At 60.2% G+C, this 12887-nt stretch carries 16 protein-coding genes; 4 read left to right on the forward strand and 12 right to left on the reverse strand.

Features of this window, described 5'->3' with window-relative positions; translation table 11 throughout:
• Positions 1-25: 25 nt before the first annotated feature.
• Genes JJQ76_RS01215 through JJQ76_RS01230 form a run of 4 tightly spaced genes read right to left on the reverse strand, consistent with a single transcriptional unit; the run spans position 26 to position 1896 of the window.
• Entirely contained in the window at positions 26-343 is a 318-nt protein-coding gene (locus JJQ76_RS01215; protein ID WP_210394807.1) for a PepSY domain-containing protein, read from the reverse strand.
• Positions 297-881 (reverse strand): diheme cytochrome c, encoded by a 585-nt coding sequence (locus tag JJQ76_RS01220; protein ID WP_210394808.1) that lies wholly within the window; start codon positions 879-881, stop codon positions 297-299. The genes JJQ76_RS01215 and JJQ76_RS01220 overlap by 47 nt, the downstream gene beginning before the upstream one ends.
• Before the next feature lie 29 nt (positions 882-910).
• Positions 911-1303: a DUF1924 domain-containing protein gene (locus JJQ76_RS01225; protein WP_210394809.1), complete on the reverse strand. Its 393-nt coding sequence runs from the start codon at positions 1301-1303 to the stop codon at positions 911-913.
• Entirely contained in the window at positions 1300-1896 is a 597-nt protein-coding gene (locus JJQ76_RS01230) for a cytochrome b/b6 domain-containing protein (protein WP_210394810.1), read from the reverse strand. Before JJQ76_RS01230 ends, JJQ76_RS01225 begins: the two co-directional genes overlap by 4 nt.
• Positions 1897-1999: 103 nt before the next feature.
• On the opposite strand from JJQ76_RS01230, the gene JJQ76_RS01235 reads away from it, so the two are divergent.
• Positions 2000-2473, forward strand: coding sequence for a GNAT family N-acetyltransferase (locus tag JJQ76_RS01235; protein WP_210394811.1), 474 nt, complete (start codon positions 2000-2002; stop codon positions 2471-2473).
• A gap of 10 nt (positions 2474-2483) precedes the next feature.
• Here the strand turns inward: JJQ76_RS01235 and JJQ76_RS01240 are convergent, their stop codons facing one another.
• From JJQ76_RS01240 to nifB, 5 genes are all read right to left on the reverse strand, one after another.
• Positions 2484-2735: a GrxA family glutaredoxin gene (locus tag JJQ76_RS01240; protein WP_210394812.1), complete on the reverse strand. Its 252-nt coding sequence runs from the start codon at positions 2733-2735 to the stop codon at positions 2484-2486.
• A 92-nt stretch (positions 2736-2827) separates the two neighbouring features.
• The gene (draG, locus tag JJQ76_RS01245; RefSeq protein WP_210394813.1) at positions 2828-3760 is read right to left on the reverse strand and encodes an ADP-ribosyl-[dinitrogen reductase] hydrolase; all 933 of its coding nucleotides are present in this window, start codon (positions 3758-3760) and stop codon (positions 2828-2830) included.
• Complete coding sequence (locus tag JJQ76_RS01250; RefSeq protein WP_210394814.1) at positions 3738-4310, reverse strand: nitrogen fixation protein NifQ; 573 nt, start codon at positions 4308-4310, stop codon at positions 3738-3740. The genes draG and JJQ76_RS01250 overlap by 23 nt, the downstream gene beginning before the upstream one ends.
• Positions 4307-4597, reverse strand: a complete 291-nt coding sequence (locus JJQ76_RS01255; protein ID WP_210394815.1) for a 4Fe-4S binding protein — start codon at positions 4595-4597, stop codon at positions 4307-4309. The genes JJQ76_RS01250 and JJQ76_RS01255 overlap by 4 nt, the downstream gene beginning before the upstream one ends.
• A gap of 16 nt (positions 4598-4613) precedes the next feature.
• Positions 4614-6098: a nitrogenase cofactor biosynthesis protein NifB gene (gene nifB, locus JJQ76_RS01260; RefSeq protein WP_210394816.1), complete on the reverse strand. Its 1485-nt coding sequence runs from the start codon at positions 6096-6098 to the stop codon at positions 4614-4616.
• Positions 6099-6372: 274 nt separating this feature from the next.
• Between nifB and JJQ76_RS01265 the strand changes: the two genes are divergently transcribed.
• Positions 6373-6849, forward strand: a complete 477-nt coding sequence (locus tag JJQ76_RS01265; protein WP_210394817.1) for a cupredoxin domain-containing protein — start codon at positions 6373-6375, stop codon at positions 6847-6849.
• Between the two features lie 107 nt (positions 6850-6956).
• A complete protein-coding gene (locus JJQ76_RS01270) occupies positions 6957-7868 on the forward strand; it encodes an HDOD domain-containing protein (RefSeq protein WP_210394818.1) in 912 nt (303 codons plus the stop codon).
• Between the two features lie 315 nt (positions 7869-8183).
• Here JJQ76_RS01270 and groL read toward each other — a convergent pair whose 3' ends face one another.
• A complete protein-coding gene (groL, locus tag JJQ76_RS01275) occupies positions 8184-9812 on the reverse strand; it encodes a chaperonin GroEL (RefSeq protein WP_210394819.1) in 1629 nt (542 codons plus the stop codon).
• Entirely contained in the window at positions 9809-10123 is a 315-nt protein-coding gene (groES, locus tag JJQ76_RS01280; protein WP_210394820.1) for a co-chaperone GroES, read from the reverse strand. Before groES ends, groL begins: the two co-directional genes overlap by 4 nt.
• 209 nt (positions 10124-10332) lie before the next feature.
• Between groES and JJQ76_RS01285 the strand changes: the two genes are divergently transcribed.
• Positions 10333-10920, forward strand: coding sequence for a hypothetical protein (locus JJQ76_RS01285; RefSeq protein WP_210394821.1), 588 nt, complete (start codon positions 10333-10335; stop codon positions 10918-10920).
• Between the two features lie 399 nt (positions 10921-11319).
• Here JJQ76_RS01285 and nifA read toward each other — a convergent pair whose 3' ends face one another.
• Positions 11320-12885 (reverse strand): nif-specific transcriptional activator NifA, encoded by a 1566-nt coding sequence (gene nifA, locus JJQ76_RS01290; RefSeq protein WP_210394822.1) that lies wholly within the window; start codon positions 12883-12885, stop codon positions 11320-11322.
• Positions 12886-12887 lie beyond the last annotated feature (2 nt).

The following is a 12887-nucleotide window of genomic DNA, read 5'->3' on the forward strand; positions in this document are numbered from 1 at the left end:
TGTTCTCCCGCTCGCCAGTGAGGTTTCAGTCGTCCTCGCCCAGCCAGTCGCCGCTTTTGGCGTCGACCAGGTACTCGCGCACCCGTCCGCGTTCGTCGACCACCTTCAGTTCGTACACCAGCCGCCCATGTTCAACTTCGAGTTCCAGATCGATCAGGCGGCCGGCGAGACGTGCGCGGTGGCGTTCAAGTAGTTGCTCCAGCGGCTGCACTTCGCCGGCATCGAGCAGCCGCAGCACCTGCTCCTGGTCGAGCCGGTCAGCCTGGGCCGGCGGCAGCCACAGCAGCGCCAGCAGGCTAATCGTCCCAGCGGCCGTGACCCGGTATAACCACCCCGTGCTCATCGAAGTCTCCCTTGGCGGCATTCTGGTGGCAGGCGTCGCAACGGCTGAAGGAACCGATCTCCGGGTTGTCGACCACCCAGTTGGTGGGGATCTCATCATGCTTGCGCAGGAAGAACGATTGCTGGCTGATGCGTAGTTGATCCAGGTTGTTCGAAGCGTAACGGCGGTTGTTGTAGCGACCGTTGTCGGCGGCGTTGCCAACCAGGTAGGCGGACAGGGCCTCGGTTGTGGCTGCGTCCAGCTCGGCGTTTTCACCAAAATGGTCCTCCAGACCGTTCATCATCTGCTGCCACTGCTCGCCGCCCAGCAGGTGGGGCGGGTAGGCCAGGTGACAGCTGCCACACTCCTCCTGATACTGGGCGTTGGCGGGTGCCCGCCCGCGGCGGTTGCCACCGCTGCTGTCATCGTCACCCCGAGTATAGCTGCCGCGATCGGCCATCACGTCGCTACTGCCCAGCCCCCACAGGCCGGTGGCCAGCGCGCTGCTCAGTAACAGGCTGCCCAGTGCCCAGCGCCAGGCGGAAAGTTTCTCTTTCATGGTCGTTATCCTCGTCGTTGCTGATCGCATCATTGCTGACGCAGCCAGGTTAGAAAGTCGCCTTTTTCCTGGGCGCTGCATTCGCGCCCCAGGGTCCATTTACAGTTGCGCAGTAGCCATTTCTTGATCTGCTTGGCGTCGGTCAGCCGCTGCGGATTGGCTGAGGGTGCCAGCGGTTCGATCGGCTTGCCGGTCTTTTGGTGTTCACCGTTGTTACGCGGATCCGGGGTATGGCAGCTGCCGCAGAAACGGTCGCCGTTGCGGCTGCTCCACAACGCCTCACCGCGACCGGCATCAAAGGGTTGGGAGGCCTCGCTGGCGTACTGCTGTAGCAGTTGCTCGAGGTCGCTGCTCTGCGCCCAAAGTGCAGGGCTCAGACTCAGCAAGGCGCAAACCGCGCCGGTGGCTAGGGGGTGATTCATGATTGCGGTTCCTTTGGTTGGCGCTTGCGGCCATCGATCATGGCTCGAATCAGGTTTTCGTGGTGCAGTAGACTGCTGACCACCACGCCGGCGACATGGACCACCACCATCAGCAGCATCAGGTTAGCCAGGGCCTCGTGGATCTCCTCAAGCCAGTCCTCCGACCAGCCGGCTACAAAGGTGCCTGCCAGTGGCCCCAGGCCTTCGGTCGCCAGCGTTGCCATGCCACTGAAGCTCACGGCCAGCAGCAACAGCATCATCAACAGGATCATGGCGCCGCCGGCGGGGTTGTGGCCGATATGGTGCTCGGGGTGACGGCTGAACAGTGACTTGAGATAGCGCTTCACACCGGTGGGCCCGGCGACAAAGCTGCTGAAGCGGGCATAGCGGGTACCGATCAGGCCCCAGCAGATGCGAAACAGCAGCAGGCCGACGATGGTGTATCCGGCGAAGCTGTGCAGATAGAGCCAGTCATCTTCGGTGGCGAAGGCGATGACGAAACAGATCACCAGTGACCAGTGAAAGATCCGCACCAGCGGATCCCAGACGGTCAGGGTACGGTTGTTTGCGGGTTGGGCAGAGTGGGTGTTCATGGTAGACCTCCAGTGCTTATGGGGCCTACTTTAACCATCGCAACTTAAACCAAACTTAAAATGCGTGTGAACGTGAACCGCGGCTGAAAAAGAGTGATTCGGAATGAGGCGTGAACTGACTCTACGTCACCTGCAAGCGGCTGACGCCGCTGCGTTATGGCAACTGCTCTACCTGAGCGTGCACCGGGTAGGGCGAAAACGTTATCGCCAGCGTCAATGTGAGGCCTGGGCGCCCTCGACCGCCATGCCCGACGGCTGGCCAGAACGACTGGCGGCAACCACTACCTGGGTGGCTGAAGCCGCCGGCGAACCCCTGGGCTTTGCATCGCTGGAGCGGGGTGGGGTTGTCGATCTGTTTTACATCCACCCCGGATGGCAGCGCCGAGGCGTTGGGAGTGCCTTGATGAGACAGCTTGAAGCCGAGGCTCGCCAACGGGACATTGGCAGTCTGCAACTGCAGGCCAGTCTGAGCGGGTTGGCGTTCTTTGAGCGGGTGGGGTTTATGCGCCGGGGGATGCAGCTGCGCCGGTTGCGCGGGCGCAGCTTTATTCAGTTCCTGCTCTACAAGGGATTGTAGAGAGCGGGGCTCAGGCGTCGATCACCCCTTGCTCGTTCAAAAAGGTCATCAGCTCGGTGTAACCGCCGATGTGGGCTTTACCACAAAAAATCTGCGGCACCGTCTCCACCGGCTTGCCGACGGTTTTTTCCAGGTCCGCTTTGCTGATCCCCTCCTTGTGGATATCGAAATAGCGGAAGTCGAGCTGATAGCGCTCGCAGACCTCTTTGGCGCGACTACAGAAGCCGCAGCCTTCGCGACCAAAAATAGTGATTCGTTCCATCATGGACTCCGTCATACAGTACAGTGATTGAGCCCACTTTATCGCCGCGACGCCGCGAACTCAAACATCAGTGATCGCTTATGTGGTCGTGGTCACCTCAGTGCTACCGGTGCCATCGCTACCAACGACTCCGCTTGCTGCACTACCTCTCGGCGGATCTCGCCATCGAGCGCTTTCAGCCAGCGCGCCGGAATTGCCCGTTCTCCGTAGCAAGCACCGGCCAGCATGCCGGCGATGGCGCCGGTGGTGTCGGCATCGCCGCCGCGGTTGACCACCTCGACCAGGCAGTCTTCGAAGCTGCCGGTGTCGAACAGTCCCTCGAACACCACGCGCAGGGTATCGCCGATGAAGCCGCTGGGGTTGCGGCAGGCGCGGCGACGAAAGTTAAAAACATGGTGTGATGTCGCCAACGGCTGAGCAAAGCGGTGTAGTTGCTGGCCCAGGGGGTGGCCACCGAGCAGCGCTTGCAGCATCAGAATCACGGTCTCGGTACCCGCATCCGACAGTGGGTTGTTATGGGTGATGTGGGCCTGACAGCGTGAGGCCGCGCGCACCTCTGCTTCGCTGCAGCCAAAAGTGGCCAGCGCGATGGGCAGGCAGCGCATGCAGGCGCCGTTACCCGCGCTCATCTCATCGTCCGGCATTACCGTGGTGCCCTGCAGGCGGAACTGGCGAATGCCGGCGCGCACCGTGTGGCCGATATCCACCGGTTTGGCGCGCATCCAGGCATCGAAACTGTGGGCGATGGCAGAGGCTTCAATAGCATGGCGATCGATAATCGCCCGCCCCAACGCCAGCGCCATGGTGGTGTCGTCGGTAACCTGCCCCGGTTTGAGCTTCAGCCAGCCAGCGCCGATGATGTCACGGTGGACCCCGTATTGATGGGCGATTTCGGTGGGCGTCATGAACTCCACCGTGGCACCCAGCGCATCGCCTATGGCCAGACCGAGATAGCTGCCCCTCACCCGTTCCAGCAAGGTTGCGTCACGCTCCGGCGGCGGGTTATTCAGGACCAAAGCACTCATCAAAGTCGGCGCATTCGTCACAGGTGGGAGCGCGGCAGATGTACAGGCCTTCGGTTTCGCACAGTTGCTTGAACAGAAACTTCTTCCATTTCATATCACGGCTGTTGCGCGCGGCCAGCTCGGGGAAGTTGTGATCGAGCAACTGGCTGAGGGAGGCGCGGTTCCAGACGCCCAGATCTTCCCACAGATGGTTGCTGCCCTGGCAGGCGGTGGCGATCAGTTCCGCCACCCAACGCACTTCATCGCTGTGGTCGCGGGCGTTGATCAGCAGTAGCTTGAGCAGATCCTGACGCAGATCGTCGAGGCGGTGATCCAGATTGCGCGACCAGGGGCAGGCACGAATGCTGGTTTCGCCGCCAAAGTAGAACTGATGCAGTTGATCGAACTGCTCCTCGCCAAGGCCCAGCCATTCGGGTAGCACGCCGATGCCGCACTGCCAGCTTGATATGATCTCCGCCAGCAGTTCGCTGTTGGGGTGGCTGATGGCATGGGCGCGCAGGCGGTCCCGCTGCAACTCGCGGCTCCGCTCCATGGATAGCGCGCAGTTCATGGGGTTGCCCGCCACTCGTCAGCGGAACCCCCGTCCTGCAGCCGCAGGGTAGGCGGGATCCCGGTCAGCGAGCCCGGTGGATGGATGACATGGCCCAAGCCGTCCAGCAGCGCTTCTTCCACCGGACAGATACTGGCGCACTGCGGATCGGCGAAGTGGCCGGCGCATTCAGTACATTTCAGCGCGTCGATCTCGAACTGGCTTGCCCCTTGGGTAATAGCATCGCTGGGGCAGACGTCCATGCAGGCGTAGCAGTTCACGCAGCGATCGGTAATGGATAGCGCCATGGTGATCTCCTCTGCTTCAGGCGCTGGCTTCAGTAGCCAGTTCGCCGGTGGGTTGCAACTTTCCCTGCGCCAGCAGGTCGTTGTAAAACAGCCTCAGGCCGGTCTCGATAGCCTCGTAGGCGTATTCGCCTGAGGGCGCAATGCCAGCCTGCTCCAGCTGCTGCCAGGGACCGATACCGATCTTGGCCGACAGCACCGCCTGGCAGTCGGACAACGCGTTGAGGTGGCCCTGCAGACGGTTTTCCTCTTCGGGGCAGTCACCGGGACCGCCGCAATAGAGCTCCACCTTGCGCTGGCCCACATGCTCGACCTTGGTGTCGTCAACGCGATAGATCAGAAACTCGGTGGCATGGCCAAAGTGCTGGTTGATCACTCCCTGGCCTGAGCTGGAGACTGCCATCAAAATGGCCGGGCCTCTGGCCGCCGTGGTGGTGTCGCTGTTCGCCGCTGCCTGATGCTCGGCATCCAGTTGCTCCAGAATGGCGTCGTGAACCTGTTTACGCTTGACCATGGCGGCGGCGTAGTCGATCTCTTTGCCCTCGATCTGGTCCAGAGTGAACTCCTGACCCCGGTCCTCGCCCAGCATACCCACCGCGTCGGCGCGGCACTGGCGGCAGTGGCGCATCATGCTCATGGAGTCGGCGCAGCTGTCCTGCAGCTCGCGCAGCTCGGCACCGGAGGGACTGCGCTGGCCGGTGAGGCCGTAAAAGGTGCCATGTTCGGCTTCGGCAATCAGCGGCATCACGTTGTGCAAAAAGGCGCCTTTCTCCTTCACCAGCTTGCTCACCTCCTTGAGGTGCTGATCGTTAACGCCGGGAATCATCACCGAGTTAACCTTCACCAGAATGCCGCGTTCCACCAGCATCTCCAGCCCCTTGAGCTGATTCCGGATCAGGATCTTGGCTGCCTTGACGCCGCGGATGCGGCGGTTGTTCCAGTAGATCCAGGGATAGATTTTGGCACCGATCTCCGGGTCCAGGCAGTTCATGGTGATGGTGACATGTTCGATGTTGTACTTGGCCATCTCGTCGGCAAATTCCGGCAGACGCAGGCCGTTGGTGGACACGCACAGCTTGATGTCCGGCGCTTCTTCAGCCAGCCGGCGGAAGGTGGCGAAGGTGCGGTCGGGGTTGGCCAGCGGATCGCCGGGGCCGGCAATACCCAGTACTGTCATCTGCGGAATGGCGGCTGCCACGGTTTTGACCTTGTGCACCGCTTCATCCGGAGAGAGTACTTCCGATACCACCCCGGGGCGGGATTCGTTACTGCAGTCGTACTTGCGGTTGCAGTAGTTGCACTGAATATTGCACGCCGGGGCGACCGCCACGTGCATGCGGGCAAAATGGTGGTGCGCCTTCTCGGAAAAGCAGGGGTGATTCTGCACCCGTTTGCGTAACGCTTCCGGCAGGTGGGCCAGGCTGTCGTCGCTGCTGCCGCAGCCTTTGGCGCTACAGCCGCTGGCCTTGGGCTCGTTGGCGGCGCTGGTGGCGATCAGTTCCATCAGTTGACTCCTTGCTGGGTAACTCCCCAGAACGTTGTTACCGGGAGTAACGCAAGGAGCGTGCCGCTGCCGTTGTCTATATCTAAGCTATTGTTTTTATGTGATGCCGAGGTTCATTGCAGGGTGTGTGTGTTGCAAATGTGACAGCCATCAGCCGAGCCAGTGTCGTGAAGGGCACCAGTCAATGGGAGGTGCGATTTGTTGATCTGCCTCCTTGCGTCGATAGCGCGGATGACGATAATCGAGCGCAAACAAACTCAGGAAGAGTATGGCCATGCGTTTACATCGCCTTATCTGTGTGCTGTTGACCGCCCTGGGTGTCGCACCTGTGCTGGCCGACAGCAGTCGCAACAACCCGACCATGGACTGGTTACCGCCGGCGGTTGACTGGCAGGACGCACAAACCCTGATCCTCACCCTTGACGACTACTGGTATCAACCTAACGATATCGAGCTGACGGGCGACCAGCCGTACCGGGTAGTACTCAACAACGTCAGTGATGTCAGCACCCATGATCTGGTGGACCTGGCGTTTTTTCATGCCGTGGTGTTGTACAAGGTTAACGTCGACGGGATCGAACTGGTGACCCCGCATATCCATAACATCAGCCTGCGCCCCAACAGCAAGGCGACGCTCTACCTGGTGCCCAAGGTAGCGGGGGAGTATGAGGTGTTCTGCAGTGTGCCGGGACACCGGGAAGAGGGGATGGATGGATTGGTGACCATTATCGAGCCCGGTAGTCCGCGTTAATGGGCGCTTTGTTGCGCTGGTTTAGCCGGTTATGGTGGCAGCGTGCGCCGCAGCCAAAGCCAAAGCGATCGTCGGCGATTACGGCCTTGGTGGCTGCTCCGGCTTCAGTGGCCACTCAGACCGATGCTGAAGGCTTATCGCTGCGCTTTGTGACCTCTTTGCTGGTCGAGAACGAGGTTAGGCTAGACCCTAATCAATTCGAGCAAGCGCTGGGAAGCCGTTTACAGCGGGCGCTGGAGACGTTCAGCGATGACAACCTGCCCAAAATAGCCCAGGCATCAGCCAGTATCCTGCATGAGATCAGCCAGCCTGATTATGATCGTGCCAAGGTGTTGTCTATTTTTCGCCAGGATCCGGCGCTGGCCGGCAAAGTGGTGAAAACGGCCAACTCCGCCGCCTATGCTAAAAGCCGGGTGCCGTTGTCCAGTCTTGATCACGCGCTCAGCATGTTGGGCGCTGACGGGCTGCGGCGATTGTTGCTGACCACGTTGGTGGCGGAAAACTTCGATATCAAACCGATCTATTTCAAACTGTTTGGCGCTGCGCTGTGGAACCACTCCTATCAAGTGGCGGTGGCGACCGAGTATCTGTTACGTGGCGACAAGGAGCAGCAGTTCGTCGGTTACGTGTGTGGTCTTATTCATGATATCGGCAAGCTGGTGGTGTTTCGGCAGATGCTGACCCTGTTCGCCGAACTACCACCTGATCATACGCCGGCACCGGAAGGACTAGCTCGGTTGGTGGATCAATACGGGTTCCGGCTGACGCTGCGGGCGTGTGAGTACTGGGAATTGCCCGCTAGCTGGATTGCGCCCATGGTGGAGCTGCGGCAGCATCGCCAAGGTCAACCCTTGTCTGCGCTGGCTCAGGCGTTGTCGGAGGCCAATCATGCGGCGGAGATCTTCCGTCTGGAACAGTTGCAGCTGCTCGATGCGGCCGAACTCGACAGTTACCTGGCCGCATGCGGGTTAACGCCCAGCCGCTATCAGGAGCTCAAGCAGTGCTTCGAAACCCGTTGAGCTAACCGGTACGGGTTACCCCTCTGATACCGGGCTATCCAAGGTGCGGACCCGGTAAGTCGGCTGCCCGAGGGGGCGGCAGCCATGCCCAACATTGGATGGAGCCTCATCTCGGAAAGGATCAATAGCAGCTGTTTCAGCTAGTGATGGCTCAGCCGCTCGCCTAGAACCTTTCAGCAGCGGCACAAAGCATCCTCTTCGGTTCACAGCGGCCCCAGTGCAGATATCCGTGACAGGCGTGTGACAGCGGGCGACCGCGTGCTGCGCAGCGATCGCCCGTTGACCGGGTGTCACACCCGGTTGAGATTGGGGTGATTAGCCCCAGTTATCCGCCCCTGTGGGGGCTGTGGTCTTGGGATCGTCGGGCAGTTCAGCGACCATCGCCTCGGTGGTCAGCATCAGGCCGGCGATCGAAGCGGCATTCTGCAACGCCGAACGAGTCACCTTGGCCGGATCGATAATGCCCATCTCAAGCATGTCGCCGTACTCATCGGTCTGAGCGTTGTAGCCGTAGTTGCCCTCGCCGGAACGCACCTGATTGAGCACGACACTGGCTTCTTCGCCGGCGTTGCTGACGATCTGGCGCAGAGGCTCTTCCATCGCCCGTAACGCTATCCTTACGCCGACCTCCTGGTCGCTATTGGCTGTCGTTACTTTATCGGCCGCCAGCTTGGCAGCGGTACGCACCAGCGCCACGCCACCACCGGCTACGATGCCCTCTTCAACCGCCGCACGGGTCGCATGCAGGGCGTCGTCCACCAGGTCCTTCTTCTCTTTCATCTCCACTTCAGTGGCGGCACCGACCTTGATCACGGCCACCCCCCCGGCGAGCTTGGCGACCCGCTCCTGGAGTTTTTCGCGATCGTAATCGGAGCTGGTGTTCTCGATCTGCTGGCGAATCTGCTCGACCCGGCCCTCGATCGCCGCCTTGGCGCCCGCTCCATCTACGATGGTGGTGTTGTCCTTGCTGATCACCACTCGCTGGGCCGAGCCAAGCTGTTCCAGCTCGACCTTCTCCAGCGACAGTCCGACTTCTTCGGAGATTACCGTGGCACCGGTCAGAATGGCGATATCTTCCAGCATCGCTTTGCGACGATCACCAAAGCCCGGTGCCTTGACGGCAGCGGCCTTGAGGATACCGCGCAGATTATTGACCACCAGCGTTGCCAGAGCTTCGCCTTCGATATCTTCGGCGATGATCAGCAGTGGTTTGCCCGCCTTCGCTACCGCCTCAAGCGTCGGTAGCAGATCGCGAATATTGCTGATTTTCTTGTCAAACAGCAGCAGGTAGGGGGTTTCCAGCTCGACCTGCATCTTCTCCTGATTGGTCACGAAGTAGGGGGATAGATAGCCGCGGTCGAACTGCATCCCCTCAACGACCTCCAGTTCGTTCTCCAGCGACTTACCTTCCTCGACGGTGATTACCCCGTCGCGACCAACCTTATCCATTGCCTTGGCCAGAAGATCGCCGATATCCGCATTCCAGTTGGCTGACACGGTTGCCACCTGGCCGATCGACTTGCTGTCGGCGCAGGGCGTAGCCAGCGCTTTCAGCTCTTCGACTGCCGCTTTGAAGGTGGCGTCGATACCGCGCTTGAGATCCATCGGGTTCATCCCCGACGCAATCGCCTTGTGACCTTCGCGAATCATTGCCTGGGCCAGCACGGTCGCTGTGGTTGTGCCGTCACCGGCCAGGTCTGCGGTTTTGGACGCTACCTCTTTAACCATCTGCGCGCCCATGTTTTCAAACTTATCCTTGAGGGTGATCTCTTTGGCGACAGAAACGCCATCTTTGGTTACCCGCGGCGCGCCGAAGCTTTTCTCAAGAATCACGTTGCGTCCTTTGGGCCCCAGCGTCACCTTGACGGCATCTGCCAGAGTGTTTACTCCAACCAGCATCTTCTCGCGGGCACTGGTGGAGAACGTTACGGATTTGGCACTCATGCGGCTTTCTCCTCTGCTTCGGTAGCTTCAACAACGGCGAGAATGTCGGATTCACGCATCACCAACAGTGTTTCACCGTTCAGTTTTACTTCGGTGCCGCCGTATTTGCTGAACAGCACACGATCACCCACCTTGAGATCGAGCGGGCGACGCTCACCTGACTCCAAAAGGGCCCCATCCCCCACAGCGATCACTTCGCCCTGGCTGGGTTTCTCCGCTGAGTTATCTGGTATCACAATGCCCCCTTTGGTCGTGGTCTCCGCTTCAAGACGGCGAACCACCAGACGATCATGTAGAGGTCGAATGTTCATACCAACAATTCCTCCTTCTTAACCTACTGATAAACAGGCAACAAAAAAGAAATAACAAGCACACTGCGGCGCTCGGCTTGATCAAATATGAGCGGCCGTGCCTGCTTTCAAGAGGCCAAGGGAAAAATTTTTCATCCCCCCGACGCATCGCCGGGTGAGCGGCCCATTTGCTATTTTGTAGAGGTGTTTAGCCACTGGAGAGTTCGTCGATGTCCCATCTGCACGACCTCGGCCGGAAGGATCTGGCTGAGTACTTTCGGCACCAGCTTGAGCATGAACTGAATGGGGAGCAGCAACAGGAGACCCGCTGGTATCTTGGTGACCTGCTGGCGCGGTTCAGTCGTAGCGATCAGCTATTCAGCCACTGTCACGGGGATTTCAGCCTCCGCCCTCTGGCGATGCTCTATGACGATGCCCAACAATGCAGCCATGAACGCGAACGTTGCCTGGTGCTGCGTCAACTGGGTGATCAGGCCCTCTTTATGGGGGCGCTGTTTCCCGAGCACTACGCCGGCAAAGGCATACAACGCGATTATTTTATCGGTATGGGTGGCGGTGCCTATGAGTACCTGTCTCACCATGCGCATACGCTAAAACAGGTATTCGCTGAGCTGGCGGAGCGGTTTGCCCACCTGCTGGAGCTACTCGCCCACATCTGTCAACGTCACAGACGATACAGTGCTAGTGAGGTAATGGCGCTCTATCAACGCTGGCATCACAGTCGCAACCCCGTGCTGGCAGAGCAGTTGCGTTCCATCGGGATCAATCTGGATGAGGGCCCGCAACGCCCGCATTAGATGCACTCAGCAGGATCCTTGGCAGTAACAGCGCGACCGGGGCCGTCACCTGGGCTGGTTAGCGGTATCCGCAACAGCCAACTGCAATTGGAGTAGAGTCTATGCAGCAATGGGTTGGGATCATGGGTTATTGCTCGGTCGCCTCTATGGTAGGGGTGATCGGCTGCCGGTCTGTCGGCGGAGGTAATCCCCCGGAGTCTTGGGGAGTCAAGCCTGATGGTTTGATGCTGCCCGCATAGCGACCGCTCTGGTGGTACGGCGGCGTCCTTGGATGCCACCTCTTGAAAAATATGGAAACAGCCCCGCAGGGGGGGCTTCGGAGGTATCGGCAGAGCCCCGCGTTAGCAGGACGATCTGCTGCCAGACCGCCCTGCATTGCGTTAGCCCGGCCTGCACTGGTCAGATCTTGCGGACCGGAATATCCAGCGTCTGGATTCGATAGGCAACTTGTCTGGGGGTCATTCCCAGTAGCCGCGCCGCTTTGGCCTGCACCCAGCCGGCTTGCTCCAGTGCGGCGATGACCCGTTCCCGTTCGTCCAGTTCCGGGTCATCCAGATCCACCGCCTGCGGTGCCGGGGCAGCGACCGCGCCGGTGCCGCCATTGACCACGCCGGTCATGCGGATGGCGTCCTGATCGATGCGTCCTTCCTGACTCATGATCGCAGCGCGTTCGAGGCAGTTCTCCAGCTCCCGCACGTTGCCGGGCCAGTGGTGCTGCATCAGCAATCGAATGGCGCTGTCCTTGATCTCAAGGGTGCGTCCCTGACGTTTGGATAGCTTGGTTACCAGGGCCTTGGCCAGCGCCGGGATGTCCTCGATCCGTCCCGCCAGCGGTGCCACCTGGATCGGCATGACATTGAGGCGGTAGTAGAGATCCTCACGGAAGTCGCCTTCGGCCACTTCGGCTTCCAGGTCCCGATTGGTGGCGGCGATGATCCGCACATCCACTTTGAGGGTCTTGGTGCCGCCTACGCGCTGCAGTTCCCCCTCCTGTAATACCCGCAGCAGTTTGGCCTGGAAGGTGGGGCTGATCTCGCCGATCTCATCCAGAAACAGGGTGCCGCCGTCAGCCTGTTCAAAGCGCCCTTTGTGTTGGTGAGTGGCGCCGGTGAAAGCGCCTTTTTCATGCCCGAACAGCTCCGATTCCAGCAGGTTGTCGGGCAGGGCCGCGCAGTTGAGTTTGACGAAGGTGGCGTTGGCGCGTGGCGAGTTGTAGTGAATGGCGCTGGCGATCAACTCTTTACCGGTACCCGACTGGCCGCGAATCAGCACGGTGGTATCCCATTTGGCCACCTGGCGCACCTGATCGAACACCTGCCGCATCGGTGCCGAGGCACCGACTATGTTGTCAAAACCATGCTCCGCCTTGATCGCCCGGCGCAGGCTGTCGCGTTCGTTGGTCAGGGATTTGCGTTCGCGCTCGACCTCCCACGCCAGCCGCACGCTGTTGCCCATCAGGTTGGCGATCATCTCCATCAGCTGCAAGCGGTCGTCGAGCAGCGGGCGCGGTTCTTTCGGCGGTTGGGCCGACAGCACCCCAACCGGTTCGTCGCTACCGGCAAAGATCGGCACGCAGATAAAGGGCAGCAGGTTGTCGTACAGGCCGAGGCGGTCGAGAAACTCCGGCTCGTCGATCAGGCGTTCGACCATTTTGGGCACGCCGCTGCTGAGCACCTGTCCGGTGATGCCCTCACCGGCGCGATAGCTGACGCTGGGCAAGTTGGGTTGATCAGGTGCGTGCAGGGCGCTCAGCAGCAGGTTGCCACTTTGCGGGTCCAGCAAGGTCACCATGCCGTGACTCATTTTGGCGCGCGCGTGCAGGATTTTGAGTACTTCACGCAGGGTGGACTCAAGATCGAGGGAGCGGTTCAGTACCTCGCTGACCCGATAGAGAGTATTGAGCTGGGTGCGCAGCAGTTCTCCGCGGTGGCGTTCACTGCTGACCGAAATCAGTACGTCATCCACGT

It is taken from the genome of Motiliproteus sediminis (genome assembly GCF_017912535.1).
GTDB classification, from domain to species: domain Bacteria; phylum Pseudomonadota; class Gammaproteobacteria; order Pseudomonadales; family Balneatricaceae; genus Motiliproteus; species Motiliproteus sediminis.

Excerpts from the sequence above, each read along its gene's own strand:
- JJQ76_RS01240 (WP_210394812.1), bottom strand. The coding sequence starts at position 2,735 with ATGGAACGAATCACTATTTTTGGTCGCGAAGGCTGCGGCTTCTGTAGT.
- draG (WP_210394813.1), bottom strand. The coding sequence starts at position 3,760 with ATGAGTGCTTTGGTCCTGAATAACCCGCCGCCGGAGCGTGACGCAACC.
- JJQ76_RS01285 (WP_210394821.1), top strand. The coding sequence starts at position 10,333 with ATGTCCCATCTGCACGACCTCGGCCGGAAGGATCTGGCTGAGTACTTT.
- JJQ76_RS01250 (WP_210394814.1), bottom strand. The coding sequence starts at position 4,310 with ATGAACTGCGCGCTATCCATGGAGCGGAGCCGCGAGTTGCAGCGGGAC.
- groL (WP_210394819.1), bottom strand. The coding sequence starts at position 9,812 with ATGAGTGCCAAATCCGTAACGTTCTCCACCAGTGCCCGCGAGAAGATG.
- JJQ76_RS01230 (WP_210394810.1), bottom strand. The coding sequence starts at position 1,896 with ATGAACACCCACTCTGCCCAACCCGCAAACAACCGTACCCTGACCGTC.
- JJQ76_RS01255 (WP_210394815.1), bottom strand. The coding sequence starts at position 4,597 with ATGGCGCTATCCATTACCGATCGCTGCGTGAACTGCTACGCCTGCATG.
- JJQ76_RS01215 (WP_210394807.1), bottom strand. The coding sequence starts at position 343 with ATGAGCACGGGGTGGTTATACCGGGTCACGGCCGCTGGGACGATTAGC.
- JJQ76_RS01220 (WP_210394808.1), bottom strand. The coding sequence starts at position 881 with ATGAAAGAGAAACTTTCCGCCTGGCGCTGGGCACTGGGCAGCCTGTTA.
- JJQ76_RS01225 (WP_210394809.1), bottom strand. The coding sequence starts at position 1,303 with ATGAATCACCCCCTAGCCACCGGCGCGGTTTGCGCCTTGCTGAGTCTG.
- JJQ76_RS01265 (WP_210394817.1), top strand. The coding sequence starts at position 6,373 with ATGCGTTTACATCGCCTTATCTGTGTGCTGTTGACCGCCCTGGGTGTC.
- groES (WP_210394820.1), bottom strand. The coding sequence starts at position 10,123 with ATGAACATTCGACCTCTACATGATCGTCTGGTGGTTCGCCGTCTTGAA.
- nifB (WP_210394816.1), bottom strand. The coding sequence starts at position 6,098 with ATGGAACTGATCGCCACCAGCGCCGCCAACGAGCCCAAGGCCAGCGGC.
- JJQ76_RS01235 (WP_210394811.1), top strand. The coding sequence starts at position 2,000 with ATGAGGCGTGAACTGACTCTACGTCACCTGCAAGCGGCTGACGCCGCT.